This is a genomic window from Pseudarthrobacter sp. MDT1-40-2 (genome assembly GCF_059383595.1).
In genome coordinates this window covers 60,050-86,662 of sequence record NZ_JBWZCL010000002.1, presented here as the reverse complement: position 1 = coordinate 86,662, position 26,613 = coordinate 60,050, and the positions used below count along the sequence as shown (strand labels likewise).

At 63.6% G+C, this 26,613-nt stretch carries 22 protein-coding genes and 1 pseudogene; 9 read left to right on the top strand and 14 right to left on the bottom strand.

The genetic code is table 11. The annotated features are described in order from the left end of the window. Nucleotides 1–51: 51 nt before the first annotated feature. Complete coding sequence (locus tag AC50X5_RS06515; protein ID WP_494975310.1) at nt 52–1,404, top strand: M23 family metallopeptidase; 1,353 nt, start codon at nt 52–54, stop codon at nt 1,402–1,404. A 114-nt stretch (nt 1,405–1,518) separates the two neighbouring features. Here AC50X5_RS06515 and AC50X5_RS06510 read toward each other — a convergent pair. Together AC50X5_RS06510 and AC50X5_RS06505 are read right to left on the bottom strand one after the other, a co-directional pair. Beyond that, a pseudogene (locus AC50X5_RS06510) lies at nt 1,519–1,791 on the bottom strand (TetR/AcrR family transcriptional regulator); the annotation flags it as partial. A 106-nt stretch (nt 1,792–1,897) separates the two neighbouring features. Next, entirely contained in the window at nt 1,898–2,620 is a 723-nt protein-coding gene (locus tag AC50X5_RS06505) for a DsbA family oxidoreductase (protein ID WP_494975309.1), read from the bottom strand. 153 nt (nt 2,621–2,773) lie between these two features. Here AC50X5_RS06505 and AC50X5_RS06500 point away from each other — a divergent pair, with 153 nt between their 5' ends. After that, entirely contained in the window at nt 2,774–3,907 is a 1,134-nt protein-coding gene (locus AC50X5_RS06500) for a glycosyltransferase family 4 protein (protein ID WP_494976048.1), read from the top strand. After that, nucleotides 3,904–6,069: an amylo-alpha-1,6-glucosidase gene (locus tag AC50X5_RS06495; RefSeq protein WP_494975308.1), complete on the top strand. Its 2,166-nt coding sequence runs from the start codon at nt 3,904–3,906 to the stop codon at nt 6,067–6,069. The genes AC50X5_RS06500 and AC50X5_RS06495 overlap by 4 nt, the downstream gene beginning before the upstream one ends. Here the strand turns inward: AC50X5_RS06495 and AC50X5_RS06490 are convergent. From AC50X5_RS06490 to AC50X5_RS06460, 7 genes are all read right to left on the bottom strand, one after another. After that, complete coding sequence (locus tag AC50X5_RS06490) at nt 6,066–6,599, bottom strand: GNAT family N-acetyltransferase (RefSeq protein ID WP_494975307.1); 534 nt, start codon at nt 6,597–6,599, stop codon at nt 6,066–6,068. The genes AC50X5_RS06495 and AC50X5_RS06490 overlap by 4 nt on opposite strands. Nucleotides 6,600–6,650: 51 nt before the next feature. After that, nucleotides 6,651–7,646 (bottom strand): sugar phosphate isomerase/epimerase family protein, encoded by a 996-nt coding sequence (locus AC50X5_RS06485; RefSeq protein WP_494975306.1) that lies wholly within the window; start codon nt 7,644–7,646, stop codon nt 6,651–6,653. Between the two features lies 1 nt (nt 7,647). Beyond that, nucleotides 7,648–8,838, bottom strand: coding sequence for a Gfo/Idh/MocA family protein (locus AC50X5_RS06480; RefSeq protein ID WP_494975305.1), 1,191 nt, complete (start codon nt 8,836–8,838; stop codon nt 7,648–7,650). A gap of 31 nt (nt 8,839–8,869) precedes the next feature. After that, on the bottom strand, nt 8,870–9,997 hold the full coding sequence (locus AC50X5_RS06475) for a Gfo/Idh/MocA family protein (protein ID WP_494975304.1): 1,128 nt from the start codon (nt 9,995–9,997) through the stop codon (nt 8,870–8,872). After that, the gene (locus AC50X5_RS06470; RefSeq protein ID WP_494975303.1) at nt 9,994–10,767 is read right to left on the bottom strand and encodes a sugar phosphate isomerase/epimerase family protein; all 774 of its coding nucleotides are present in this window, start codon (nt 10,765–10,767) and stop codon (nt 9,994–9,996) included. Before AC50X5_RS06470 ends, AC50X5_RS06475 begins: the two co-directional genes overlap by 4 nt. A 159-nt stretch (nt 10,768–10,926) precedes the next feature. Then, a complete protein-coding gene (locus tag AC50X5_RS06465; protein ID WP_494975302.1) occupies nt 10,927–12,063 on the bottom strand; it encodes a Gfo/Idh/MocA family protein in 1,137 nt (378 codons plus the stop codon). Beyond that, a complete protein-coding gene (locus AC50X5_RS06460) occupies nt 12,060–12,800 on the bottom strand; it encodes a sugar phosphate isomerase/epimerase family protein (RefSeq protein WP_494975301.1) in 741 nt (246 codons plus the stop codon). The genes AC50X5_RS06465 and AC50X5_RS06460 overlap by 4 nt, the downstream gene beginning before the upstream one ends. A gap of 187 nt (nt 12,801–12,987) precedes the next feature. On the opposite strand from AC50X5_RS06460, the gene AC50X5_RS06455 reads away from it, so the two are divergent. Beyond that, nucleotides 12,988–14,232 carry an ROK family transcriptional regulator gene (locus tag AC50X5_RS06455; RefSeq protein ID WP_494975300.1) on the top strand — a complete coding sequence of 415 codons (1,245 nt, stop codon included), beginning with the start codon at nt 12,988–12,990 and terminating at the stop codon, nt 14,230–14,232. Here the strand turns inward: AC50X5_RS06455 and AC50X5_RS06450 are convergent. After that, nucleotides 14,222–15,181, bottom strand: coding sequence for a D-2-hydroxyacid dehydrogenase family protein (locus AC50X5_RS06450; RefSeq protein ID WP_494975299.1), 960 nt, complete (start codon nt 15,179–15,181; stop codon nt 14,222–14,224). The two genes, AC50X5_RS06455 and AC50X5_RS06450, sit on opposite strands and share 11 nt — an antisense overlap. Nucleotides 15,182–15,277: 96 nt before the next feature. Here AC50X5_RS06450 and AC50X5_RS06445 point away from each other — a divergent pair, with 96 nt between their 5' ends. Beyond that, nucleotides 15,278–16,501, top strand: coding sequence for an MFS transporter (locus AC50X5_RS06445; RefSeq protein ID WP_494975298.1), 1,224 nt, complete (start codon nt 15,278–15,280; stop codon nt 16,499–16,501). Nucleotides 16,502–16,663: 162 nt separating this feature from the next. Here AC50X5_RS06445 and aceB read toward each other — a convergent pair whose 3' ends face one another. Both aceB and aceA read right to left on the bottom strand, forming a co-directional pair. Next, the gene (aceB, locus tag AC50X5_RS06440; RefSeq protein WP_494975297.1) at nt 16,664–18,325 is read right to left on the bottom strand and encodes a malate synthase A; all 1,662 of its coding nucleotides are present in this window, start codon (nt 18,323–18,325) and stop codon (nt 16,664–16,666) included. A 274-nt stretch (nt 18,326–18,599) separates the two neighbouring features. Beyond that, nucleotides 18,600–19,943 (bottom strand): isocitrate lyase, encoded by a 1,344-nt coding sequence (gene aceA / locus AC50X5_RS06435; RefSeq protein WP_494975296.1) that lies wholly within the window; start codon nt 19,941–19,943, stop codon nt 18,600–18,602. 185 nt (nt 19,944–20,128) lie between these two features. Between aceA and AC50X5_RS06430 the strand changes: the two genes are divergently transcribed. Both AC50X5_RS06430 and AC50X5_RS06425 read left to right on the top strand, forming a co-directional pair. Continuing rightward, complete coding sequence (locus AC50X5_RS06430; protein WP_494975295.1) at nt 20,129–21,616, top strand: helix-turn-helix domain-containing protein; 1,488 nt, start codon at nt 20,129–20,131, stop codon at nt 21,614–21,616. Nucleotides 21,617–21,623: 7 nt separating this feature from the next. Continuing rightward, on the top strand, nt 21,624–22,907 hold the full coding sequence (locus AC50X5_RS06425) for a serpin family protein (RefSeq protein WP_494975294.1): 1,284 nt from the start codon (nt 21,624–21,626) through the stop codon (nt 22,905–22,907). A 14-nt stretch (nt 22,908–22,921) separates the two neighbouring features. On the opposite strand, the gene AC50X5_RS06420 is transcribed toward AC50X5_RS06425, so the two are convergent. Then, the gene (locus AC50X5_RS06420; protein ID WP_494976047.1) at nt 22,922–23,200 is read right to left on the bottom strand and encodes a hypothetical protein; all 279 of its coding nucleotides are present in this window, start codon (nt 23,198–23,200) and stop codon (nt 22,922–22,924) included. 108 nt (nt 23,201–23,308) lie between these two features. Here AC50X5_RS06420 and AC50X5_RS06415 point away from each other — a divergent pair, with 108 nt between their 5' ends. Continuing rightward, nucleotides 23,309–23,911: a TetR/AcrR family transcriptional regulator gene (locus AC50X5_RS06415; RefSeq protein WP_494975293.1), complete on the top strand. Its 603-nt coding sequence runs from the start codon at nt 23,309–23,311 to the stop codon at nt 23,909–23,911. Here AC50X5_RS06415 and AC50X5_RS06410 read toward each other — a convergent pair. Then, nucleotides 23,908–24,987, bottom strand: coding sequence for a LacI family DNA-binding transcriptional regulator (locus tag AC50X5_RS06410; protein WP_494975292.1), 1,080 nt, complete (start codon nt 24,985–24,987; stop codon nt 23,908–23,910). The genes AC50X5_RS06415 and AC50X5_RS06410 overlap by 4 nt on opposite strands. 281 nt (nt 24,988–25,268) lie before the next feature. On the opposite strand from AC50X5_RS06410, the gene AC50X5_RS06405 reads away from it, so the two are divergent. Then, nucleotides 25,269–26,534, top strand: coding sequence for a glycoside hydrolase family 6 protein (locus AC50X5_RS06405; protein ID WP_494975291.1), 1,266 nt, complete (start codon nt 25,269–25,271; stop codon nt 26,532–26,534). Nucleotides 26,535–26,613: the final 79 nt, after the last annotated feature.

The window sequence follows — 26,613 nt, the reverse complement described above, 5'->3', positions numbered from 1 at the left end:
AGAAGGTACGTCGCCCATATCTGAGGTATTGCGTACTATTGGGGAGCAATCTTGGCATCACACCGGGAGTCCGGGTTCGGCAAGAAGCTGGCTGGCGCCTGCGGTATTGGGCTGCGCGTCGTGGCCTTATGCTTCCTGGCGGTCGCAGTAACCGTTGGATTCTCGGTTGAGCCACCTCCCCCCGACACGGTAACCGCTGGTTCTGCGTCCGGCGTTGTGGGTCCGGCGTTCCTGCCTATAGCGAACCCGGACTCCCATGAAGCGCGGATCGACGCCGGGGCTGATGCGCTTCCAGGCGGTCTTGCTACCATCGCTGCCGCGCCCAAAGCGCTGGTGCCATTCACGCGGACCTCCGTTAGAACCGTGTCCAAGGACGGTGAGTCCACGCTCAACCTTGCCCGCGCAGGCCTGAAACGTCCACCGGCGGGATACCTGATGTCGCCACTGGAATCACTGACTGCCAGTTCGCCTTACGGGTACCGCATCAGTCCCATTTCCGGGGCGGCCGGCGATTTCCATCTGGGCCAGGACTTCGCTGCGCCCTGCGGGACACGCGTGTATTCGGCAGACGCAGGTGTGGTCCGCGCTGCCGGCTGGCATCCCTGGGGCGGCGGCAACCGCGTGGAAGTTGATCATGGCAACGGCCTGATCACCACATACAACCACCTTGAAGCCATCGGCGTGAAGACCGGCCAATCGGTGGAGGTGGGCCAGGTGATTGCGCGGGTGGGAACTACTGGCTGGTCTACCGGCTGCCACCTGCACTTCGAAACCATCCTGGACGGCCGGCATGTTGATCCCAGCCGCTGGAAATTGATCCCCATTCAGCAGCTTGACCAGCTGGAGAACATCGGCATGGTGGATTATGGAGCTGATCGCACCACCGGAACCTCGGTGAACTGGGCACTCCCTGCTGGCGATCACGGCCACCACGCTGTATCGGGCGGCGAGCACGAGCTGCCTACGGTCCCGGCCACGGATCCGGGCAGGTCGGCGGCGACGCCCTTGCCAGCGCCTGCTGACCCCGGCACTGCAACACCAACACCGGCTGACCCTGGCACCGCAGTTCCAGCGCCTACACCTGCACCTGCGCCCTCGCCGGACCCCGTTCCAGCTCCCACGCCGCCGCCTCCGCCCTCGCCCTCGCCGGACCCCGCTCCAGCTCCGACGCCGCCGCCTGCGCCTACGCCGGACCCCGTTCCAGCTCCGACGCCGCCGCCTGCGCCTACGCCGGACCCCGTTCCAGCTCCAGTGCCGTCGGAACCCGCTCCAACGCCTACACCCACCTCCGCCTCAACGATCCCTGTCCCTGAACCGGAGCCGTCTGCGCCCCTCGAGCCAGCGACCCTTGCTGAAGTGCCCGTTGCCGTCCTGCTGGAGAACGCCCTGAGCACCCAGCCGTAGGCCTGATCTTGAGGGTCCCGGGCCTCAGCTTGCCAGCCAGGGAGGGGGATAACCCCGATCCGCCGGAGAAAATGCGTACTTGAACTCCCTGGGTGCCCCAAAACAGCTCCAAAATCGGTCCACGGGGTTGGGCAGCTCCGCGAGCGCTTCGCGGAGTTCCGCCAGGAAACGCTCGGTCTCATCGAGCGCATAGGAGATCAGCAGCTCTTCGATATCCGCGTAGTAGTTGTAGACGGCGGTCCGGCCCACGCCGGCATGCCGGGCCACATCAGTCATCGTGAGGCCGGGCAACCCGTGACTGAAAAGAAGTTCGCCAAAGGCAGTCAGGATCCGGCGCTGTGTCTCGGCGCGTTGCGCTGCATTACTGGCGGCCGAGATCCTGGGCATGCAGACACTTTATCGCGATGTGTCAGCAAACGGACGAATGGTGCGAACTGGTGTCAGCAACAGACCGGCCGCCTGTGTGCCTGCCGGGACGCTCCTGTGTGCCTGCCTAAACGCTGCAACCGTCCGGCCCGCAGGCTTCAGCGCCGGCTGCGGTGCCATCCCGGCCCGCCGGGGCCCCCACCATGACCAGTGGATGGCTTTCCTGCCATGCCTGGTTCAGAGCAGCTGCAAAGTTCTCAGGAGGCTGGGCGCCGGAGAGGCCGTATTTGCGGTCGATGACGAAGAACGGGACGCCACTGATGCCCAGGGACCTTGCCTCGCTGATGTCCGCCCGTACCTCGGCGGTGAATCTGTCCGTACTGAAGAGCTCTTCCACCTCGGCTGCGTCAATGCCCAGCTCAAAGGCTACTTCCATGAGGTAGTCATGGTTACCGATGTCCTTGCCGTGTTCGAAGTGGTCACTGAGCAGGCGCTCCTTGGCTTCACCCTGCTTGCCGTGGGCAGCAGCAAGATGGATCAGCCGGTGGGCTGTAAAGCTGTTGGCCACCACTACACGGTCAAAGGCGAAGTTCAATCCTTCTTCGTGCGCCTGCGCGGCCACATGTCCGAACATTCCCATGACCTGGTCTGCCGGCAGTCCCTTGCGGCTGCTCAGGTACTCCAGCTCGCCGCCGTCGTAATGGTCCGGAAGCGAAGGGTCCAACTGATAGCTGCGCCACACCACCTCGACATCGGCGCGGTGCGGAAACTCCGCCAGCGCTGCCTCGAACCGCCTTTTGCCGATGAAACACCACGGGCACGCCACATCTGACCAGATCTCAACCTTCATAAACGAGCCAACCACCAGACTGTCCGAGGCATTCCTGGCATTCCTGCCGCCCTTGCCGGACCGCTGGAGGGGAACATACGCTTTGGGTAGGTTATGGAGCAGCAGCCTCCGGACACCGTCGTCCCATCCTCCGCCATGATTCGGGAGGCAGCGATGCGGATAGGACTCATAGCTGGTCCCTGGTTTCCGGTCCCGCCGCCCACGTACGGCGGTACAGAACGTGTAGTGGACGGATTGGCGCGGGGCTTTGAAAGTGCCGGCCACGAGGTGGTGCTCGCGGCACCGTCGGACAGTACCTGCCCGGTTCCCCTTGCCCCGGGAATGCGCGAATCGGACCCGGATGCGCTGGGAACGCCTGTCTCGGAGCTCAGCCAGGTAATCCGGGCCTACCACGCCCTCGGCGGAGTGGACATCATCCATGACCACACGGTGACCGGGCCGTTGTATGCGGGACGGCCAGCAGGGATTCCCGTGGTGACCACCATCCACGGTCTGCTCGATCGGGCGGCGATAGACGTTTACCGGACAATGTCAGCCAACACCTCGATCATCGGAATTTCACGGGACCAGGTGTCCCGGGCAAAGCTGCCGGTGGCACGGGTGATTCACCATGGAATCGACGTCACATCAGTGCAGCCCGGTTCGGGACAGGGCGGCTACGCGTGTTTTGTGGGACGGATGTGCCCTGACAAGGGTGTGCTTGAAGCCATCCTTATTGCCCGCGAAGCCCGGGTACCGCTGCGGATCGCCGCCAAGGTACGCGAGCAGGCCGAAGTCCGGTACTTCCAGGACGTCATCGAACCGCTGCTGGGAAGCAACGAAGAGTTCCTGGGCGAAGTGAACGAGGCCGACAAGCAGCACCTGATGGGCGAGGCTGTGGCGCTGTTGAACCCCATCCAGTGGCACGAACCTTTTGGCCTGGTCATGATCGAGGCCCTCGCTACGGGGACGCCGGTGGTGGGAACGCTTATTGGATCGGCGGCGGAAATTGTTGACCATGGCCGGACCGGTTTCCTTGCTCCAACGGAGAAACTGGCGGATTTTCTTTCCCGGGCTGCGGAGCTGGACAGAGCTTTGTGCAGGTCGCGCGCCCTGCAGTTTTTCAGCACTGAACGCATGGCGGGAAACCACTTGGAGCTTTTCGGCGCGATTCTCGATTCCGGGAAGGCGACGGGACTTCCGGACCGTCCGGGCTTGCACCACAATCTTAGAGAGAGGGCAGCCAGCAAGGCATCGAACCGTACCGGGTATCCGGACGAGGACCCGGAGGAAGGAGTCCTCCCATGAACGCATGGAATGCTGACACGGAGGCCGCCGCCACTGAATCCGGTGCGATGACGGTGGTGGAGGGATCATCCTTCTGCATCTCCGGCGGTACCGGGGATATCAGTGCCGACGCCGGTACCAACGGGGCGTTCTACCAGGACACGCGCATCATTTCGCGTTGGATCCTGAGGATCAACGACTCTCTGCGTGAGCCGCTGGTGGCTCAACGGCCCGAGTCGTTCCGTGCCATTTTTGCAGGCCGCGCACGGTGGCCGGATGGCCGCTTCGACAGTCCACTGGTGGTCCGGCAGGAGCGCCATGTAGGCCCTGGCCTGCAGGACGACATTACGCTTGAGAACTATTCGGCCGAGGCCGTGGACTGTGACATTGAGTTGCTGGTGGATGCGGACCAGGCGGATCTCTTCGAGGTCAAAGGCGGCCGGGTGGCGAGTCCGGCCAGCATAAACCGCGTGGTCCGGGACGGGGAGATCGTGCTGGAAGCTGTGCGCAACGGCCAGCGACGCGGCTCGGCCATCCGGGCCCGGGGAGCTTTTGCGAGTGAAGGATCGCTCCGGTTCCGCGCCACTATCCCGCCGCGCGGGCAGTGGTCCACCACCATCATTGTGGTGCCACTAATCAATGGCGAACCTCCTGCCGAACCATTCAGCGAGGCAAGCAAGCCGCAGCACCTGACCGGAGTGCGCCGGCACCGTGACTGGGCGGAGGCCGTTCCCCGGATTACTGTGACGAACACCAACGTCCAGAACGTGCTGGACCGCAGCCAGCGCGACCTGGGTTCTTTGCGGATATTCGACCCCCGGCACCGGGACCGTGCAGCCGTCGCCGCGGGTGCCCCGTGGTTCATGGCGCTGTTCGGCCGGGATTCCCTGATTTCTTCCTATATGGCGCTGATGGTGGACCCCGGCCTCGCCACCGGCACTTTGCAAACACTGGCAGGCCTGCAGGGGAAGGTGATGGACCCGGATTCCGAAGAGGAGCCCGGGCGCATTCCGCACGAGGTCCGGCTGGGGGTCACCGCCGGATTGTCGTTGGGCGGGACCGCCTACTACGGGACAGCCGACGCTACGCCACTGTTCGTCAGCCTGCTCGGCGAGCTGAGCCGCTGGGGCCTCTCCGACGACATCATCGACTCCCTGCTGCCACATGCCGACCGCGCCATGGAATGGATCGAAAAGTACGGAGATCGTGACGGCGACGGGTTTGTGGAGTACCTGCGCCCGAATCCGCACGGGCTGATCAACCAGGGCTGGAAGGACTCGTGGGACGGGATCAACTTCGCAGACGGCAGGATTGCTGAGCCGCCCATCGCGCTGTGCGAGGTCCAGGCCTACGTCTACTCCGCGTACGTTGGCCGGTCACGACTGGCCCGCTGCGCCGGTGACCGGGCGACGGAGCGGCACTGGGCAGCGAAGGCGGCTGCGTTGAAAACCGCGTTCAACGAGCGTTTCTGGTTGCCGGACAAGGGCTACTTCGCCGTCGCGCTGGACAAGGACAAAACACCTGTTGATGCCTGCACCTCCAATATGGGCCACTGCCTCTGGCTGGGGATCGTCGACGCCGACAAGGCTCCGGCGGTTGCCGCGCGGCTGATGGAGCCGGACATGTTCACCGGCTGGGGCATCCGCACCCTGGCATCCAGCATGGGTGCCTACAACCCCGTCAGCTACCACAACGGCTCCGTTTGGCCGCACGACACCGCCCTGGTGGCTACTGGATTGATGCGTTATGGATTTGTAGAGGAAGCCAGCAGGGTTGCCAGCGCAATCTTCTCAGCGGCCTCGCACTTTGACGGGCGGCTGCCGGAACTCTTCTGCGGATTCGACCACAAGGATTTCCCCGGACCGGTGCCATATCCGACGGCGTGTTCCCCGCAGGCGTGGGCGGCCGCTGCTCCCGTCCAGCTCGCCAGGATCCTGCTGCGGTTTGACCCCGACTTCACACGCGGCGTGGTGCACCTGGCCCCGATCCTGCCCGAGTCCATGGGGGACTTCAGGGCGGAGAACGTCAATCTGGACCATTCCCGCGTAGTGGTGGAGGCCCGTAACCACGAAGGATTGCTGACCGGGCTGCCCGGCCGCCTGGAAATGATCAAGGAACCCAGGCCCCCGCTGGACCATGACCTGGCGCCCGGGGAGCCGGAGCAGGACAGCCAGGCGGGCTAAGGCAGAGCCCGTTCCATGACGAAGTCGTTCTCCACAACGCTGCCCAGCACGAAGGTTTTGGTGCCCACTTTGCGGAATCCGGACTTCTCGTAAAAGCGCACCGCCCTGGCATTCTGACTGTTGACGCCCAGCCACATCCCCGTGGATCCGGCGTGGTGGGCTGCCTGAATGCTGGCCCGCATGAGCTCTGCCGATGCCCCCAGTCCGTGGTGGTCAGGGTGGACGTAGCACTTGCTCAGCTCCATCGACGGGTGCAGGGTCAGGGAACCAGCGACGTCCGGGTCCGACGACGGCCTGTTTACCAAAAGGCTGTAACCAAGCAGCGCGCCGTCGACATCGATGACGAGGATGGTGATATCCGGATCTGCCAGATAGGCCTGGAAATGCCGTTCGCTCAACGTGCCGGCCAGGTGCGCGGCGATGTCCTCAGGCGATGACGACGGCGGGCACGCCAGCGGGAACGTGACTGCCGCCAACTCCGCCAGCGCGCCGGCGTCGTCTGCTGTTGCCGTTCGGATCATAGGCGCCATTCAGGCATTCTATTTCTCCGCTCTCATGTTCAGGACCACCAGCATGACCTGCTACTGACTGAAGGCGGCGTCGAAGGAGGTGTTCGACGGCGGGAAGTCGAATTTCTTCAAGGCGGCGAGGGCTTCGGGGGCGCCATGGAGTCGGTCCATGCCGGCATCCTCCCACTCCACCGAGATGGGCCCGTCGTACCCGATGGCGGTGAGGGCACGGAAAGACGCTTCCCAGGGGACGTCGCCGCGACCGGCGGAGACGAAGTCCCAGCCGCGGCGGGGGTCGCCCCAGGCGAGGTGCGAGCCCAGCACGGTGTTGCGGCCGGTCTGGCGGACTTTGGTGTCCTTGCAGTCCACGTGGTAGATCCGGTCCTTGAAGTCCCAGATGAAGGAGACGGGGTCGATGCCCTGCCACATCATGTGGGACGGGTCCCAGTTCAGCCCGAACGCGGGCCGGTGGCCGATCGCTTCGAGGGTGCGGACGGTGGTCCAGTAGTCGTAGGCGATCTCGGAGGGGTGGACTTCGTGGGCGAAGCGGACGCCGCATTCGTCGAAGACATCCAGGATAGGGTTCCAGCGATCGGCGAAGTCCTGGTAGCCGGCCTCGATGACCTTTTCCGGAACGGGCGGGAACATAGCCACGTACTGCCAGATGGATGATCCCGTGAATCCGATGACGGTGTCCACGCCCAGTGCCTTGGCGAGCCTGGCGGTGTGCTTCATTTCCTCCGCCGCGCGCTGGCGTACGCCTTCGGGCTCACCGTCACCCCAGACCTTCGCGCCAACGATGCCCTGGTGCCGGAAGTCGATGGGGTCATCGCAGACGGCCTGGCCCTTGAGGTGGTTTGAGATGGCCCAGACCTTGAGGTTGTACTTTTCCAGTACTGCGAGCTTGGAGTCGACGTACCCGGGTTCGTCCCAGCGCCAGGCATCAAGGTGGTCGCCGGAGACGGCGATTTCCAGGCCGTCGTAGCCCCAGCCCGATGCCAGCCGGGCAACTTCCTCGAACGGGAGATCGGCCCACTGGCCGGTGAACAGTGTGTAGGGGCGGGACATGTCAGGCTCCTTCGGGGGTGACGGCGTGCAGCTGGATGAGTGAGCTTCTGGCGGCCGCGGATTCCTCCACGGCAGATAGGATGCGCTGGACGTTCAGGCCGTCTTCGAATGAGGGCGACGGTTGCCCGCCGGCGTCAATGGCGGTCAGGAAGTCCCGGATCTGGTGGGTGAAGGTGTGCTCCCAACCAATGATGTGCCCCTGGGGCCACCAGGCTTCGAGATAAGGGTGTTCGGGCTCGTTAACCAGGATCCGGCGGAAGCCCTGCTCACGGACCGGGGCTGTGGCGTCCAGGAAGCCGAGCTCATTCAAGGCTTCAAGATCGAAAAGGATAGTGCCTTTGTCGCCATAGATTTCGAGCTTGAGGGAGTTCTTCTGGCCCGTGGCCACGCGCGAGACCTCCACTGAAGCGATTGCTCCAGAGGCGAGGGTCAGCGTGGCCCAGGCGGCGTCGTCGACATTTACAGCTTCCGGTCCGTCCGGCCCCGGACGCTGATCCACGAAGGTATGCAGACGGCCGGTGACCTCCGTGACGGCATCGCCCAGGAGGAACTGGACCTGGTCTACGGCGTGGGAAGCGATATCGCCGAGCGCACCGGAACCAGCGGTTTCCTTGCGAAGCCGCCAGGTCATGGGGGAATCGGCGTCGGAGAGCCAGTCCTGAAGGTAGGCGGCGCGGACGTGCCGGATTGTACCGAGCCGGTTTTCGGCGATCAGTTCGCGGGCGAGGGCCAGGGCGGGAACACAACGGTAGTTGAAGCCCACCATAGATTTGACGCCGCGGGCGCGGGCTTTTGCAGCGGCTGCCGTCATGGCCTCTGCCTCGGTGACGGTGTTGGCGAGTGGCTTTTCCACGAGGACGTGCTTTCCGGCCTCCAGGGCTGCGATGGCGATTTCGGCATGCATCCAGCCGGGGGCGCAGATGTCGACGATGTCTATATCGTCCCGCTCGATGACGGAACGCCAATCGGTGGAAGATTCTGTCCAGCCGTATGCAGCGGCGGCTGCGGCCACCTGGGCGGCGTCACGGCCAACGAGTACCTTCTGTTCGAATGCGGGAACGTCGAAGAAACTGGCTACATTCCGCCACGCGTTGGAGTGGGCTTTCCCCATGAAGGCGTAGCCGACGGCCGCAACTCCCAGGGGTCGTTGGGGGAGGCCCGGGGTCTGGCCAGTATGGGCGGGGATGGTCATAAGTATGGTTCCTTGCTGTTTGCTGGGGATTCTAGAGGGTGGCGGTTTCCGGAGCCCAGTCCTCGGGGAGGGAAGCCGAGGCGGGTGCGGTGCTGCTGACGTCCACGAACGAGCCCGATTCCACTGACTCGGCAACCGCGACCATGGTGTCCACTACGTGGTAGGCAAGTTCCCCGGTCGCGCGGTGCGGAACGCCGGCGCGGATGGCACGCGCCATGTCCAATGCGCCCATCCCGCGGCCATTGGCCGGACCGGTGGACGCGATGATCTCGGGTTCTTCCGCGCCCGGACGCCAAAGCTTCAGGTCACCATCGAAGTAGTTCGGGTCCGGAAGCGACAGCGTCGCTTCTGTTCCGGTGATCTCCACGAATCCCATGCGTTGGCGCGGGGACTCGAAGCTGAACACGCTGTGAGAGGACTGCCCGCCCTCGAACTGGGCCATTGCGGACACATGCGTGGGGACCTCGACCGCGAATTCCTCGCCTGCCTTTGGACCGGAACCAATAATGCGGGTCGCCTTTGCGGAGGAGCCGACTGCGGCCACCTTGCGGACCGGGCCGAACGTCTGAACCAGGGCGGTGATGTAGTACGGGCCCATGTCGAACAGCGGGCCGGCGCCATGCTGGAACAGGAAAGCAGGATTCGGGTGCCAGGATTCCGGGCCGGGCGTCTGGAATGCGGTCATGGCGGTGAGCGGTGTGCCGATGCCGCCGCGCTCGATGATTCGGCGTGCGGTCTGCAGGCCGGCCCCCAGGAACGTGTCCGGTGCGGTGCCCAGCCGGATGCCGGCGGCGTCGGCCAGTTTGAGCAGGCCCAGGCCGGATTCACGGTCCAGCGAGAACGGCTTCTCTGTCCAGACGTGCTTGCCGGCCCTGACCGCTGCAGTTGCGACTTCGACATGCGCCGCAGGGATGGTGAGGTTGATGATCAGTTCGACGTCGGGATGGTTCAGTGCCAGGTCCGGCGCGCCCCACTCCGGAACACCGTACTCTTCAGCGCGTGCCTTCGCCGCCTCGGCGAAAAGGTCCGCGATGACCAGGACCAACACGTCAGGAAAAGCCGTCAGGTTCTCCAGATACTGTTTGCTGATGTTGCCTGCACCGATGACGGCGACTCCAACGGGGCCTTTGCGTTCTGACGGGGAGAAAGCGGCACTCATGCCCCTGCCTCCTGTGTAACAGTTCCACTGGCTGCCGGAAGGCCGGCGCCGGTCAGGTAGTTGAGGCTCTCGGTGATGCCTTCAAAGATATCGCCGGAGTAGTCGTCGAATTCAACGACGCCGACTTCCAGGGACGTGGCGGCAGCGATGACCTCCAGGACGGGAATGGTGCCTTGGCCGGCGGGTTGCTGCGCCTTGGTGTCCGTGGTGGCCGGGCCGTCCTTGATGTGGATGAGTCTGACGCGGTCGCCCAGGCGGGCCAGAAGTTCAACCGGGTCCTGGCCGCCGACAGCAACCCAGTAGGTATCCACTTCAAGGACGAGTTCCGGGTCCAGGAGCCCCTCGAAGTACTCCAAAGCAGTTTTGCCTTCAATGGTGGACTGCAGCTCCCAGGCATGGTTGTGGTAACCCACCCGGATCCCGTACTTCGCACCCTTCTTGGCTGCTGCGTTGAGCTTCTCCGCGGTGCCCTGGATGGTTTGTGCGTCCTGCCAGTGCTCCGCCGGAAGGAAAGGATCGATGACGGTGGCGATGCCCAGTTCCTGGGCGGCGGCGAAGATCTCGTCTTGGTCCTGGCTCAACAACGGAGCGTGACCCGAAGGGGCGGTGAGGCCGTTTTCCCTGAGGGCAACCCCGAGTTCCTTGGCTGTGGCCACGAAATTGTACGGTTCGACCTGTGTGAAGCCGATCTCCGCGACTCGCTTAATAGTTCCAGGAAGGTCCTCCTGCATAGCGTCGCGCAGGCTGTACAGCTGGATGGAGTAAGACATTTATTTCCTTTGTATATTCATTGCCGTCAGCAGGAGCCCCGGTTGGGCGGGGGCCGAAGGAGCCGGTTTCGGTGGCATGTCTAAAGATGAGCAATCACTGGCGCAAGCCTTGGGGCCAAGGGAGGGCGCCCCTGCGGCCCGTGGCTTCGGTCACGAAGCCTAAAGCGTTGCTGCCGTGGGATCCCAGTCCTCAGGCAGTGCAGGCACCTTTGCGGCGGAACTTTCCACATCCACAAATGCCCGGTTATCGATCGACTCTGCGATAGACGCCATCGTGTCCAGGATGTGGAAAGCCAGCTCACCCTGTGCCCGATGCGGCCGTCCCGCACGGATGGCGCGGGCCATCTCCAGTACTCCTGCGCCCCGGCTGGCAGTGGAGCCGACGGACGGAACAGTAGTCCAGTCATCGGAGCCGAGGGCACAAATCCTGACATCACCGTCGAAGTTGTTCGGGTCCGGAAAAGCGATGGTTGCTTCGGAGCCGGTGACTTCCACGAAGCCTGCGCGCCTGAACGGTGAATCGAAGCTGAAGATGCTCTGCGACGATTCTCCATTCTCGAACTCAATGATGGAGCTGACGTGGGTGGGGACTGTGACCTCAAACGTCTCTCCGGCCTTGGGTCCCGAGCCAATCACGCGTGTTTCCCGCGACTTGGAACCGAATGCTCCGACCTTGCGGACGCTGCCGAACGTTTGGACCAGCGCGGTCAGGTAATACGGTCCGATGTCGAACAGCGGGCCGGCTCCGTCCTGGAACAGAAAGGCGGGATTCGGGTGCCAGGATTCCGGGCCGGGTGACTGCATCAGGGTCAATGCGGTCAGAGGAGTTCCGATATCGCCGCGCTCGATCATCCGTCGGGCCGTTTGCAGCCCGGCGCCCAGGAACGTATCGGGTGCGCATCCAAGCCTGACGCCCGCCGCGTCAGCAGCTTTGAGCAGGCCCAAGCCACTTTCGCGATCCAGTGAGAACGGCTTTTCGCTCCAGACATGCTTTCCGGCGTTCACGGCCTGGGTAGCAACTTCCACGTGCGCCGCGGGAATGGTCAGATTGATGACAATCTCCACCTCGGGGTGGCCGAGGACAGCATCGATCCCGCCATGGATGGCAATCCCATACTCGCCGGCCCGCGTAGCAGCGGCCTCTTCGAACAGGTCACCGATCGCTACAACGCGAATGTCAGGGAAGCTGGTGAGATTGTCCAAGTATTGCTTGCTGATGACGCCGGCGCCGATGATGCCGACGCCTACCGGGCCTGACCCCAACGGACCAAAGGCTGCTCCTGCCGCGTGGCTCATACGGATACCTTTCCCGCGCTGAGGTAGTTATAGCTGTCCTGTACGGCTTCGAACATGTCGCCCTTGAAGTCATCGAGTTCCACCACGGTTGCTTCGACGGATACTGCCGCCTCCAGCACGTCCCATATGGGCATCTTGCCGGCGCCGACGGCGAGTTGGCTCGACGGGTCGGAAGTGACAGGGCCGTCCTTGATGTGAATAAAGGTGACCCGGTCACCGAGCCGGGCCAGAAGCTCGGCAGGGTTCTGGCCGCCGACTGCCGCCCAGTAGGTGTCCAGTTCCAGCACGACCTCGGGGTTGAGGTGGTCTGCCAGATGCTCGAGGGCGGTCTTGCCGTCAATGACTGACTCAACTTCCCACCAATGGTTGTGGTAGCCCACCCGTACGCCGTACCCGGCGCCCTTCGCCGCAGCCGTATTCAGCTGTTCAGCAGTCGCCGTGATGTTTTCGATCGTATTCCAGCGCTCGATCGGAACGTTCGGGTCTATCACGGTGCCGATGCCAAGCTGCTGAGCCGCAGCAAAAATCTCATCCTGGTCGCCACTGAGCAGGGGGGCATGGCCGGACGGGGCAGTGAGGTTGTTCTCGGCCAGGGCCCGCTTGAGTTCGTCGGCCTTGGCGACGAAACGGTAGGGCTCAACCATGGTGTAGCCGATGTCGGCTAGTCGTCGGATGGTTCCGGCAAGGTCCTCCTCAAGGGCTTTGCGGACCGTGTACAGCTGAATGGAGTAGGGCACTGGCTCTCCTCGTAATCGTGGGTTGACGGGCGGCCCCCTGTGGCCCGGATTCCGCCGCTTAGGCCAGGGTGACGTCACTCACACCTCAACTTAGGGTGACTTTTGCCGAGCGTCAAGCAAAAGGTGGAACTACTCCGGCAGTCTTCTGCCGAATGACACAAATAAGCAATCATGCTTCACTAAAGGCATGACTTCAGCACCCGGAACCGTCGCCGGACCTTCGTCCGTCCCGGAGGCCGGCAACCTTTCGCGTGCTGGAAACCTCTTCCAGCTTCTCAGGGACGGACGAGCCCGCACGCGCGCCGAACTTGCCGTTACAACGGGTCTCGCCCGCTCCACCGTTGCTTCCCGCATCGACGCCCTGATCAGCGCCGGTCTGGTTGGCCCTGCCGGTGAGGCGAACTCCAGCGGCGGCAGGCCGCCGTCGCGCTTTGCCTTCAATCCCGCGGCACGCGCTGTGCTGGCCATTGACGTAGGCGCCACGCACGTGATCGTGGCAGTGACGGATCTGAGCGGGAGCGTCATCGTGGAAAAACGCCTGGCGCAGGAGGTCGCCGACGGCCCCGAGGCGGTGCTGAACCGGGTGATCCGGGAAGGGAAAGCCCTTCTTACCCGGACCACGTGGGGCCTGGAGCAGTTGGCTGGAATCGGAATCGGGCTGCCGGGTCCGGTGGAACACCACAGCGGAAAACCCGTGAAGCCGCCCATCATGCCTGGCTGGGACGGGTTCGACGTCGTTACGTACGTCCAGCGCTCGCTGGCCGTTCCCGTGCTGGTGGACAACGACGTGAACATCATGGCCCTGGGCGAGCGGACGGCCCACTGGCCCATGGAAGACAATTTCCTGTTCATCAAGGTGGCCACCGGCATCGGCTCAGGCATCATCAGCAACGGAGAATTGCAGCGAGGCGCCAACGGTACCGCCGGAGATCTGGGGCACGTCCGCGTTCCGCGTGGCGACGACGTCCTGTGCCGCTGCGGCAATTCCGGCTGCCTGGAAGCGCTCGCCTCAGGCCCGGCGCTGGCTGCGGAGTTGAGCCGACGGGGCCTGCCGGCAGCCAAAGGGGCGGATGTCCTGCGGTTGGTTGCGGAAGGCAATCCTGAGGCCATCCACGTGCTGCGCCAGGCCGGCCGGGATGTGGGGGACGTGCTGGCGACGGTGGTAAACCTGCTGAATCCGTCAGTCATCGTGATCGGAGGAAGCCTGGGTCAGGCCGGCGAGCACTTGATGGCTGGAGTGCGCGAGGTGGTCTACCGGCGCTCACTGCCGCTGGCCACCACGCACCTCCGGATTGCGCCCTCAATCGCAGCGGACCAGGCCGCCATCCTGGGGGCCAGTCAACTGGTGACGCAGTACGTGTTGTCCCCCGCGGCCGTCGAGGCAAAACTGCAAACGTCCTGGCCCAGTACAGCCGGCGGTGTCAGGGGCTGAGCACGCGGACAGGCTTGCCTGCCAGCCATGCTGTGACATCCTCGAAGGCCCCGCCGTAGAACTCCCGGTAGCTCTCCCGGGTGACGTATCCCAGATGGGGTGACAGCACAGTGTTTGGTGTGGCCAGGAGCGGATGCCCCGGCGGTAAAGGTTCCTGGTCAAAAACATCCAGTGCGGCTCCCGCAATCCATCCTTCGGAAAGCGCCCGGACAAGATCATCCTGGTTGACCAACGGGCCCCGGGCCGTGTTGACCAAAATACCTTCCGGCCCGAGCAGGCGCAGTTCTTCCTCAGTCACCGTGTTTTCCGATCGCTCGGAGAGGCGCAGATGCAGGGTTGCAACATGGGACAGCCGGAACAGCTCCGCCTTGGTGACCAGCCGCGCACCGGCCTCTTTGGCGGCCTCGGCTGTGAGGTTCTGGCTCCATGCGAGCACCTCCATCCCGAAAGCATTGGCGTAGCCCGCAATCCGGCGGCCGATCTTGCCCATTCCCACAATCCCGAGCGTCTTCCCGGCCAGTTCGAAGCCCACGGTTGTCTGCCAGCTGCCCGCCCGCAGGGAACGTTCCTCTGCAGTGAGGTTTCGTGCGGCGGCCAGCAACAGGGCCCAGGTCAGCTCCGGCGCCGCAGCGGGGGAACCCGGCGTGCCACACACAGTGACGCCGTTCTCTTCGGCGGCTCCGACGTCGATTGCAGCATTTGCCATCCCGGTGGTGACCAGGAGCTGCAGGGCGGGAAGTTGTTCCAGGACTTCCCGAGGGAAGGCAGTGCGCTCACGCATGGCGATGATGATTGTTACCCCGGCAAGTGCCGCCGCCATCGCCTCCTGGGATGGAAAGGGCTCCCGGAAGGTCATGACCTGGACACCGTCCTGCTCCAGTGCGGTCCAGTCTGCGAACCCCTGGGCCACGTCCTGGTAGTCATCGAGGATTGCAAGACGGTGCTTCATGGCGTGCCCTTCATTCCGTGGTGGCTTTCATCGTAGAGCAGCGTGAGGCGTGTGGGTGGGAAATCAGGCAGCCACGGGCGTGATAGCAATAAGGTGATGAATGAAAACCCACCACCGCCGCGCAACAAGTTCCTGTCCAGGATGTCCGGCGGGGCAATCCTGATTGCCTGTATTGCGCTCCTGGCCCTGAACCTTCGTGGTCCCTTTGTGGCAGTTGCGCCCGTGGTTGGGCTGATGCAGGCGGACCTGGGGTTTTCACCCGTTCTTTTGGGCCTGCTGACCAGTATTCCGGTGCTGTGTTTTTCGCTTGCAGCGCCCTTGGCATCGCTGGCCACCCGCAAGTATGGTGCCGAATTTGCCGTAACACTCACTATCCTGGGCGTGCTGGCCGGGGTGGTGGTACGTTCGGCTGGCGGCCCGACGATGGTGATTCTGGGCACGGTGATAATTGGCCTGGCCATCACCATCGGCAACATCGCAGTTCCGCTGATCATCCGGCGCGACTTCTCCGCACGGCGGCAGGGGACCGCGATGGGTGTTTACACAGCAGCCCTCAACATTGGCTCCTTTCTGACGTCCGTGGTCACTGCGCCGCTGGCGGAGGTGGCGGGCTGGCGCATGGCGCTTGCCGCCGTTGGGATCTTTGCGGTGGCAGCGATTGTGGCCTGGATCCTGGCCACTGGACCGCGCCGTGCCCTCCTGCCGCAGGGGATTACTCATGACAAAGACCCCGACGCCCGCAAAGACGCCGTCAAGGGCTCGGGATGGATCACGGCCGGCCTCACCGCGGGCTTCGCCGGGCAGGCCTTTTCCTACTACGGTGTTACCGCCTGGCTGCCCAGCTACCTGAACGCCGAACTGGGAATGTCCGCTTCCGCAGCAGGCGCCGGATCCTCGCTTTTCCAGGTGCTGGCGATCGTGGGAGCGCTGGGCGTGCCCTTCGCGGCTAAATATCTCAGTACGACGACGACGGCGGTCACCCTGGGTGTGCTCTGGCTTGCCGTACCGGCGGGGCTGCTGATGGCACCCGGGCTCTGGTGGTTGTGGTGCGTTTCCGGCGGGATAGCTCAAGGCGGGGGCATCACCCTGATCTTCCTCGCCATCATCCGGTTGGCCCGGGACCAGGCTTCCGCGGGCCGAATGTCAGCCACCGTGCAGGGCGTCGGTTACTGCTTTGCCGCTGTTGCACCCCCGCTGGTGGGTTTCGTCCACACCTCGGCTGATTCCTGGACGCCCGCACTGCTGGTGGTGCTGGTCTCTGTGCTGACGTTCTTCGTGTGCACCACTGCGTCAGTGCGGCTGGTGCCGAAGGGCCGCTAGGTATCGTCCCCCGGACGAACAGCGGAACCGGACGGGGTTTCCGCAGCCGGGCCGGCCCCCGGCTCTCGGGGTGCCTGTTGCGAAGGGCGTGCCGGCCCGGCTGACGTGCCGGTGGTCGAGCCTGTCGAGACCAGGTTTCGACGGGCTCAACCACCGGAGATGTTAGGCGGCGGCGAGTTCCTCTGCTGTGGCTTTTTCCCGTGCCTCGGTGAGGTAGCGGGCGTAGGCAGGCAGGGTGAGGAAGGACGGGAACTCCGGGCTCATGGTGACTTCCTCGAAGATGTCCCGGGCGTCCTCGAACCGGTCGCCGTCGAAGCGCTCCAGCCTGGCGAACTCCTCGTCGAGAAGTTCACCCACCCATTCGTGGGTGACGATCTCGCCGTCGTCGGTGATGGCCCGGGCATACATCCATTGCCACAGCTGGGAACGGGAGATTTCCGCGGTGGCGGCGTCCTCCATCAGGTTATGGATGGCCACCGCGCCGTTGCCACGCAGCCAGGACTCGATGTAGCGGATCCCGACCTCGACGTTATTGCGGATGCCCTTCTCAGTGATGGTGCCCTGGGTCGCGGTGATGTCGATGAGGGCGGCATCATCGGGGGTGACGTCTGTGCGGAGACGGTCCAGCTGGTTGGAACGGTTGCCCAGTACGCCGTCGAACACTTCGCGGCAGATGGGCACCAAGTCGGGGTGCGCCACCCAGGAGCCGTCGAAGCCGTCGTTGGCTTCCCGGGTTTTGTCTGCACGGACCTTCTCCAGCGCGATCGCGTTGGCTGCGGGGTCCTTGCGGTTGGGGACGGCGGCGGCCATTCCGCCGATGGCCATGGCGCCGCGCTTGTGGCAGGCGCGGACCAGCTGCTCGGTGTAGGAGCGCATGAAGGGCTGGGTCATGGTCACCAGGGCCCGGTCCGGCAGGACAAAGCGGGGGCCGCGGGTGCGGAAGTTCTTGATCAGGGAGAAGATGTAGTCCCAGCGTCCGGCGTTCAGGCCGGCGGCGTGATCGCGCAGCTCGTAGAGGATTTCCTCCATTTCGAAGGATGCGGTGATGGTCTCGATCAGAACCGTGGCGCGGATGGTGCCTTGCGGTATGCCCAGCAAATCCTGGGCCAGGACGAAGATGTCGTTCCACAATCGGGCCTCGAGGTGGTTCTCGATCTTGGGCAGGTAGAAGTAGGGGCCCTTGCCTTGGGCCAGCAGACGGCGGGCGTTGTGGAAGAAGAACAGTCCAAAGTCAACGATTCCGCCTGCGATGGGCCCGCCGTCGATCATCATGTGTTTTTCCGGTAGGTGCCAACCGCGCGGCCGCACCACGATGGTGGGGAGTTCGACGTCGCTGCGGAGCCGGTATTCCTTGCCCTCCTCGGTGGTGAAATCGATGCGCCGCTCCAGGGCGTCAATGAGGTTCAGCTGGCCCTTGATGACGTTCCGCCACGTGGGTGTGGATGAATCTTCCATGTCCGCCAACCACACCTTCGCGCCGGAGTTCAGGGCGTTGATGGTCATTTTCTTGTCCACGGGGCCGGTGATTTCCACCCGGCGGTCCTCCAGACCGGGAGCCGGGGGAGCGACGCGCCAGCTGTCATCATTACGGATGTGTTCGGTCTCGCGGAGGAAACGCGGGTCCTGGCCGGCTGCAATGTCGGCCCGCCGGGTCCGCCGGGCCTGCAGCAGTTCCTGCCGCCGCCCCGCCGTAGCCTGGTGCAGCCGGGCAATGAAATCCAGCGCATCAGGAGTAAGAATCTCGTCCTGCCGGCAAACAGGCTGCGCAGTCAACGTAATGCCATTTGCGAAAGAACTGGTGTCAGGGTCAGTAAAGGAATGCATCTCAAACTCCTAAAGAAAGAAGGAAAGGTCGACGGCGACGCTTAGCTCACGCGGCGACATGGGCGTGTAGCCGAAGGAGCCGGTGCCGCGGCAGCCTGCGTAAAAGGGGCCCTGTGCCCGCCCCCGATCGAGTTCTACGAGGTCACGGGGCGGGCGTGGGGAATAGCAGGCAGAGCGACGCCGATCCGGAGGCCGGAAGCAACTGCCGCCGTCGGGGCGGGCCCACGGCCGCCGGGTTCCCTCGCAAGCTTGCGAGTGGAGGGGCGGCTGGGGATTAGTGGAACTGGCCTTCTTCGGTGGATCCCACCAAGGCAAGGGTTGATGCGTTCGGGTTGAGCGCAGTAGCGATGTCGTCGAAGTAGCCGGTGCCGACTTCGCGCTGGTGTTTCGTTGCGGTGTAGCCGCGGGATTCGGAGGCGAATTCCTTTTCCTGGAGTTCGACGTAGGCGCTCATGCCGTCGCGGGCGTAGCCGTGGGCGAGGTCGAACATCGAGTAGTTCAGGGCGTGGAAGCCGGCCAGGGTGATGAACTGGAAGGTGAAGCCCATGGCGCCGAGTTCGCGCTGGAACTTAGCGATCGTGGCGTCGTCCAGGTGCTTGCGCCAGTTGAACGACGGCGAGCAGTTGTAGGAAAGCATCTGGTCAGGGAATTCGGCCTTGACAGCTTCGGCGAACGTACGGGCCAGCTCCAGGTCCGGGGTGCCCGTCTCCATCCAGATGAGGTCCGAGTACGGGGCATAGGCCTTGGCGCGGGCGATGCAGGGTTCGATGCCGTTGCGGACTTTGTAGAAGCCTTCGGCCGTGCGGACCGGCTGCCCCCCTTCGCGGAGGATGAACTCCTGGTCCCGTTCGTCGACGTCGGAGGTGATCAGGGTGGCTGCCTCAGCGTCGGTGCGGGCGATGACCACCGACGGGGTGCCGGCGACGTCGGCCGCGAGGCGGGCGGCGTTGAGCGTCCGGACGTGCTGCTGCGTGGGGATGAGGACCTTGCCGCCGAGGTGACCGCACTTCTTTTCGGAAGCGAGCTGGTCCTCCCAGTGCACGCCCGAAGCGCCGGCCTGGATCATGGACTTCATGAGCTCGTAGGCGTTCAGCGGGCCGCCAAAGCCGGCTTCGGCGTCGGCAACGATCGGAACCAGCCAGTCTTCAACGGTCTGGACACCCTCGGCGAATTCGATCTGGTCGGCCCGCAGCAGGGCGTTGTTGATGCGGCGGACCACGGTGGGAACCGAGTTGGCCGGGTAGAGGGACTGGTCCGGGTAGGTGTGGCCGGAGTTGTTGGCGTCGGCGGCTACCTGCCAGCCGGAGAGGTAGATGGCGCGCAGGCCGGCTTTGACCTGCTGGACCGCCTGGTTGCCGGTCAGTGCGCCAAGGGCGTTGGTGTACTGGCCGGTCGCGTGCTCTTCGGTGAGCTGCTTCCACAGCTTCTCAGATCCGCGGCGGGCCAGGGTGTGCTCTTCGGTCACCCGGCCACGGAGGCGGACCACATCCGCTGCCTTGTAGTCACGGGTCACACCTTCCCAACGGGGGTTAGCGGCCCACTCGAGCTCCAATGCGGCGGCCTGTGAGGTTGCGTCCTGGCCGGAAGGCTGCTGGGTGGGCTCAAATGCTGCAGTCATCGGTAATCTCCTTGTTTGTGCTTCGATAGCTGCCCCGGTGGTCGAGCTTGTCGAGACCCAAGTCCCGGCGGTTGAGCTAATCGAAGCCGTGCTTCTTTGCGTAATGACTACTTTTCAGCAGTTACAACCCCTTCAACAGAGGCAAAGCATGGAAAGAAACGCACTTCTTCACGTATTCTTCAAAAATGTCGCCTTCAAGCTGGAACCGCACCGCCACAGTCCCCGCCTCGTCCCCTTCCTCGGCGGATCTGGACGCCATCAGCCTGGGCCGCCGCATCAGGCACCTGCGTAAGGAAGCCGGGCTGACGCTCGATGGCTTGAGTGCCGCCGTCGGGACTGCGCCCAGCCAGTTGAGCCTGATTGAAAACGGCAAGCGTGAACCCAAGCTGGGACTGCTGCAGCAGCTCAGCGCGGCCCTGAATGTGGGCATCGATCAACTGCTTGGCGCGGAGCCTCCCAACCGGCGGGCGGCGCTGGAAATCGAGCTGGAACGGTACCAGCGCAGTCCGCTGTACGAGTCCCTGAACCTGCCTAAAATCCGCATCAGCTCTCGGCTTCCCATGGATGTGTTGGAGTCCATGGTGGGCCTGCAGCAGGAGCTTGAGCGAAAGCTGAATGAACAAATCGCCACCCCAGAGGAAGCCCGGCGGGCGAACAGTGAGCTGCGCGCCATGATGCGGGAGCGGAATAACTACTTCCCCGAATACGAGGCGGAGGCGCAAAAGGTGCTTGCCGGCGTCGGGCATACCCATGGTCCGCTGTCCCAGCACGTGATCGCGGACATCGCCGGGCATCTGGGTTTCACCCTCCACCACGTGAGCGATTTGCCGCATTCCACCCGCTCGGTCACGGACCTTAAGAATCACCGAATTTACCTGACCCAGGGCGGACGCAGTGATCACGACCCGCGTTCGGTGCTGCTGCAGGCCTTGGGGCACTACGTGCTGGGCCACCAGACGCCGTCCAGCTATGCCGATTTCCTGATGCAACGCGTTGCCACCAACTATTTCGCTGCGGCCCTTCTGCTGCCGGAGAAAGCTACTGTCGAGTTTCTGCAGCGTGCCAAGCAGGCCAAGGAAATTGCTGTGGAAGACATCCGCGACGCCTTCGCGGTGAGCTACGAAACGGCGGCGCACCGCTTCACCAACCTCGCCACCGAGCACCTGGACATCCGCACGCACTTCCAGAAGACGCACCAGAGCGGCATCATCTACAAGGCTTATGAGAACGACGGCGTGACGTTCCCGCAGGATCACACGGGCGCCATTGAGGGCCAGCCGTCGTGCAAGCAGTGGACGTCGCGGGTGGTGTTCGATGTGCCGGACAAGTTCAGCGCGTACAGCCAGTACACGGACACCCCTTCGGGCACGTACTGGTGCACTGCACGGACTGAGCGCTCGGCAAACGGTGAATTTTCGCTTTCCGTCGGGGTCCCGTATGCGCAAGTGAAATGGTTCCGTGGCAGGGATACCACGCAGCGGTCCAAGTCGATGTGTCCCGACGAGAGCTGCTGCAAACGCCCGCCCGCAGAGCTGGCATTGGCATGGGCCGGCAACGCGTGGCCGTCCGCCCGGGCCCACTCGCACCTCCTGGCCGCGATGCCGCCGGGTGCGTTTCCAGGGGTTGATGAAACCGAGGTTTACTCATTCCTGCAGGCGCATTCGGAAAGCTGAGGAAACCGTGAACCCCAGGAATCTTGTCAGGATCATCGCCGTGGGTGCTGTTGCCTCACTGACGGCCTGTTCGTCGGCCCCGCCCGCACCGCAGCCCACGCCACCCGCTTTGGAGAAGGCCGACGTCGAGCGCCTGTCAGTTTCTACGGGTGACTACGCCGCCGAACTGGAGGCTTTCCGGCAGTCATCCCTGAAGCTCGGAAGCGCCCTTCTTGCCGACGGTGGCGGGAATACCGACGGGAATGTGGTGGCCTCGCCGGCCAGCCTGCTGATAGCACTCTCGATGCTGCGGGCAGGCGCTACGGGCCGGACAGCCGCCGAAATGGACCAGGTGCTGGGGCTTCCGGAGAAGCGTGACGAGGGGATGAACGCGCTGCTCGCCTCCCTGCAAGAGTACGACGGCGACCCCTCCTCAGTGGACGAGGAGGACCCGCCACGCAAACCGGTAATGCATCCCGCGAACGGGCTGTTCATTGACCGAGACGTGCCAACAGGTGAGGAGTATCTGAACATCCTGGCCAGGCACTACGGGACCGGCGTGTATCGGCTGGGCTTTACCGACCAGGCCACCACCGAACCGATGATCGATTCCTGGGTGGAAGAGCATACCGGCGGCCGCATCAAGAAGGCCCCGGTGCGGTACCAGCAAAACTTCACCCTTACGCTCCTCAATACCCTGTACCTGGCTGCTGCCTGGGACGCCCCGTTCAAGCCCGAAGCCACGGACGACCGTCCGTTCACTACCGCGGCCGGCGAAACGGTGGACGTCCCCACCATGGCCGGGTACGTTCGGGCCGCGTATGCCGAAGGCGACGGCTGGCGGGCCATCGACCTGCCGTACGCGGAAGGTTTCGCCATGCGGTTGGTGCTGCCGGATGCTGATGCGCCGCAGCAGATGCTCGACGCCGATGAGTTGGGGTTGGTGGCCGAGGCACTTGAGGGCGTGACGCCGTCGAACGTTGCTCTTGATCTGCCCAAGTGGGACCACGAGAGCAAGTTCGAACTGATGGAGGTCCTGCGGAAACTGGGCCTGGACATCATGCTGTCCACCACCACAGACTTCGACAACATCCAGCGTGGAGCTTTTGTCAGCGCCGCCGCCCAGGCCGCCAACATCACCGTGGCCGAAAAAGGCACAGTTGCCGCCGCCGTAACACAGATCGCCATGGAGGTAAGCGGGATTGCTGAACCTGACCTGAGCATCAGTTTCGACAGGCCGTTCCAGTACCAGATAGTGCACCTGGAGACCGGCATGCCCTTATTTATGGGTCAGATCGGCGACCCGCGATAGTTGCGTGGTGCGCCTTAACGTCTGGCGCTGCGCCGGCGCATCAGGGCACCGTAGCCGGCGAAGAGCCGGGGTACCACCACGTAGACGGCTGCCGGAACCACTACCAGGGTGAGCGCAAAGGACCGCAGTACCGGATGCCACTCTTCCATGAGCGGTGCTGAAGCCATCATGGCGATCGCAACCAGCGGGAAAATGGCCAGCCAGGTGATGACGGCCCGGATGTGGACGGACGGTCCGTTGGGTGCTGGGAGGGGAGCGTCTGCCGCGAGGGTGGTGGGTTCGGGGCTGGGCATGCTGTTCACGACAATCTCCAACTGTCTAGTTGCATTTGATGGATGCGACTCTAGTCCCGCAAATGCCCAAGTGCAACTGGTTAGTTGGAATTTGCGTAAAATGGGTTCATGGCCTGGAATGTTGAACGCACCAAGGAACTGCTGCTGACCGCTGCTACGGCTGAATTCAGCGATAAGGGCCTGGCCGGCGCACGTGTGGACCGGATCGCAGCTGCCGCCGGCGTCAACAAAGAGCGGATCTACCAGTACTTCGGTAAGAAGGACGATCTCTTCGACGCCGTCCTGGCGGCGGAAATGGTCCGGGTAATGACTGAGGTGCCCATCAAAGGGCACGGGCCGGAAGCCTTCGGCGACTACGCCGGCCGCCTCTTTGACCGGCACAGCAGGGACGGGGTGCTGCCGCGGCTGCTTTTCTGGGAGGGACTGGAGCGCGGCCGGGACACTGTGGACCGCGCCACACGGGCGGATCACTGCGCCACCAAGGTAGGCCAGGTCCAGTCAGTCCTGCCCGGTATCCACAGGGCCGACGCGGCCGAACTGCTCCTTACCGTCGTGACGCTGTGCGATGGTTGGGTAGCGCTGCCGCAGGTGGACGCGCTGATGGCGGGAGAGGCGCCGGACCGGGCGAACCGGCGTCGCGCCTTTATCGTCCGGACGTCAGCCCTCATGGCCGAAGCGCTGGTCGCCGAGGCCGCGGGGAGTGCCTCCTAGCGGGCGCCGCCTTCCATCTGGATGGAGGGCGTGCTTGATCTGATGATGAGCTGAGCTGGGTAGATGAAAGGGACCTGCCCGGCATCGGGAGCATCCAACTTCTGCAAAAGCATGTCAGCGGCTTTGCTTGCCATGGCGGCCATGGGCTGGGTGATGGTGGTCAGCGGGACGGCGGTGGTAGCAGCGATCGCATGGTTGTCGTAACCGATGAGGGCAACATCGTCCGGGACTGAGCGGCCTTTACTGGCCAAGGCACTCATCACCCCAAGAGCCATGAGGTCCGACGCGGCAAATATGCCATCGAGGTGCGGGTTGCCAGCCAGCAAACGAAGAGCGGCCTCCTGCCCTCCTGCGGTAGAGAAATCAGCATGGACTATAGGCCCTTGGGACAGTCCCGCCTCACGTAGTCCTTCCTTCCAACCTGCCAGTCGGTCTGTTGCTGCCGTCATGTCCACCGGACCGGCAATGGTCCCTAGCCGGGTGCGACCTGTGGAAGCGAGATGTCGTGCCGCCTGCCGCCCACCCTCGTAGTTGTCCGCATCTACGTAGGTCACATCGGATGTCGTGTCCCACGGCCGGCCAATAAAGATGGATGGAAGGCTTGTTTCAGCGAGTAATTTCCCCCAGGAGTCGGCCTTGTGGTGTGAGACGACGATGGCACCGTCAACGTGGCCGCCCCGCAGGTACCGCAGGGTGCGTGACGAGTCGTCGCCGGTCCTGGACATCAGCAGCACCAGTTGCACGTCGGTCTCACGAAGGGCTTCCGTGATGCTGGTGATCACAACGGCGAAGAAAGGATCCATCATGACGCGGACATCCGGCTCCGGTATAACCAGCGCGATCGAGGACGTCCGGCGGGTCACCAGGCTCCGGGCCGCGTGGTTGGGAATGTAACCGAGGGCGGCGACGGCGCGATCCACTGCGTCGCGAGCCTGCGGGCTGACTTTGTATCCCCCGTTGATTGCTCGTGACGCGGTTGATCGAGACACCCCGGCAGCGTGGGCCAGGTCCTCCAGCGTGGGGTTGCTTGGCCGTCGTGAGATGGGATGACCGGACCCAAGCGTTTGAGCGTCCATTATCTAGACGATACGACACCAGCGGTGGATTCTTCCAGCAGCGACGCCATCATCTGCCCGCGGATAAGCCACTCTCCATGGGAGCGCTCTCAACCCTCTTTCCGTTGGAACCGCTCTTCCTGCCCTTCGCCAGTAAGAGTGGCAGCCACCCCGGCATGTCTCGTCAGCACGCTACTGGTTGACGGCGTGACCTGCAGCACACATACTTTGTGGGAGCGCTTCCACGAAGGCGCCGGGAACGACACTTTCCAAGATGCCCACTACTGCTCGAAGGAGCGCAGATGTTCAAAAGATCGCTATTCTCGCTGTCTAAACTGGGAGCTGTGGTGGCGGCGACCTCATTCGCCGCCATGTCCCTCTCAGCTCCCGCTGCGTCCGCTGATATCGCAGACGGATCCCGTTTTTACGTTGAGCAGCAGAACCATTACCAGGAAGCTCTGCGGCAGTCGGCAAAACTACGGGCGTCAGGGGACCACAGGTCTGCTGAGCAGCTCAGGGAGCTCATTTCGACCCCGCAGGCTGTATGGGTGACGTCAGGAACCCCTCAGCAGGTCGAGCAACAGGTGCGCCAGACGACCCATCGGGCGGAGGGTAAGGGACAGATTCCGGTATTGTCTGCCTACAACCTGCCGTTCAGGGATTGCTCCCAGTACTCAGCCGGTGGTGCTTCCACCGTTGACGAATACAAGGCCTGGATTGATGGAGTTGCCGCTGGCATCGAGGACCGGGAGGCTGTCATCATCCTCGAGACCGACGGACTCGGGATCATCCCCTGGTACACGCCCTACAACAGTACGAGCCCGGAGTGGTGCCAGCCCGCCGAGGCTGACGCCGAAACCGCGGCCGCAGATCGCTTTGAAATGCTCAACTACGCGGTGGATACCCTCAAGGCCCTGCCCGAAACGAGTGTGTACCTCGATGGGACACACAGTGGCTGGTTGAGCGTAGGGGACGCAGCAGACCGGCTTGTTAAGGCAGGAGTTCAGAGAGCCGATGGGTTCTTTCTGAATGTTTCGAACTATGAGTTGACCGACAAGCAACTCAAATTCGGTACCTGGATTTCCAAGTGCATCTACTACGCGACGGAAATAAATCCCGGGAACTTCGGGGCCTGCGGAAGCCAGTACTATCCTGCGTCCTCGAATGACTTCTCAACCTGGACGTTGACCGATGCATGGTACGAAGCGAACGTGGACAAGGCCTCCAACGCTCCCGGTTCCGACGACCTTGCCCACTTCGTCATCGACACAAGCCGTAACGGGCAGGGGCCCTGGACACCAGAGCGCACCTACCCGGACCCCCAGACCTGGTGCAACCCACCGGCCAGGGGCCTGGGCATCGCCCCCACCACGGATACCGGCAACGAACTCGCCGATGCTTTCCTCTGGGTTAAAGTGCCCGGGGAATCCGACGGCGAGTGCAACCGCGGCCTGGGTTCCGGCGCGGTCGATCCGGAGTGGGGAATCGTCGATCCTGCAGCAGGAGCATGGTTCCCACAGCAGGCGCTGGACCTGATCAAGCACTCGAATCCGACGTTCGGACGCTAAAGCTTCGCAGCACCAGACGTCAGTCAGCACCACATGCAGAAGCTGCTCCCTGTAGTAACAGGGAGCAGCTTTTTGTGTC